The organism is Pseudomonas sp. K5002 (genome assembly GCF_013386655.1).
Lineage (GTDB): Bacteria > Pseudomonadota > Gammaproteobacteria > Pseudomonadales > Pseudomonadaceae > Aquipseudomonas.
In genome coordinates this window covers 1-988 of sequence record NZ_JACARK010001299.1, presented here as the reverse complement: position 1 = coordinate 988, position 988 = coordinate 1, and the positions used below count along the sequence as shown (strand labels likewise).

The 988-nt window shown below is 61.7% G+C and carries 1 protein-coding gene; it reads left to right on the top strand.

The features are described 5' to 3' along the window. Positions 1-954, top strand: a 954-nt coding sequence (locus tag HX846_RS35840; RefSeq protein WP_178967304.1) for a cation:proton antiporter, incomplete at its 5' end; no start/stop codon positions are given. Between the last annotated feature and the right edge of the window lie 34 nt (positions 955-988).

Below are 988 nucleotides of genomic sequence, written 5' to 3'. Positions count from 1 at the left end.
CTGGCCGAACGCCTTGGCGCCTCGGGCATCCTGTCGGCGGTGGCTGCGGGCATGATGCAAAGCTGGCTGGACCTGCTGCCGCGCCAGACCAGCACCCGGTTGCTCAACCGCAGCGTCTGGTCGCTGCTGGAGTTTGCGTTCAACGGCTTGATCTTCCTGCTGCTGGGCCTGCAACTGCCTGACATCATCAAGGCGGTGGTCAGTCACGAGCCGACGCTGTGGCCGACCTTGTTGTATCGCTGCCTGGACGTGATCGCGATTTTCCTGGTGCTGGTGGTGTTGCGGTTTATCTGGGTGCAAAGCATCTGGCGACTGTCGGGTTTATTGCGCCGGATTCGTGGGAAAAGTGAGCTGACGCTGGTGCCCACCGCGCGGTCCTGCTGGTTGCTGACCGTCGGTGGCGTACGCGGTGCCGTGACCCTGGCGGGTGTGATGTCGGTACCGTTACTGCTTGCGCCGGGGCAGGATTTTCCCGAGCGCGACCTGCTGATCTTCATCGCCGCCGGTGTGATCCTGCTGTCGTTGGTCGCGGCCTGCATCGCTTTGCCGCTGCTGTTGCGCGGCATCGAGAAGAGCCCGGATGAGAAACGCCACAATGAAGTGCGCGAGGCCTGGAAGAAGACCGCCGTGGCTGCTATCCATGCCCTGGAAGCCGAAGAACCCGCTGAAGCTGCACCCCAGGATGCCGCCCAGGCAGCCTTGGCCACCGAGCTCAAGGCGCGGTTGATGTCGGAGTATCGTCATCAACTGGAAGTGTTCAACGATTCGGCCGAAGCCCAGGCGCTGGCGTTGCAGATGGATCAACTGGAGCGCAAGTTGCGGCTCAAGGCCCTGCGGGCGCAGCGTCTGGAACTGTATAGCCTGAGCCGTCACCATCAGATTGGTGATGATGTGCTACGGGAGGTGTTGGCGGATCTGGATATGAGCGAGGCGAATCTGGGTCATATCAAATAACACTGCGGTGCTTGTTTGTGGCGAGGGAGCTTGC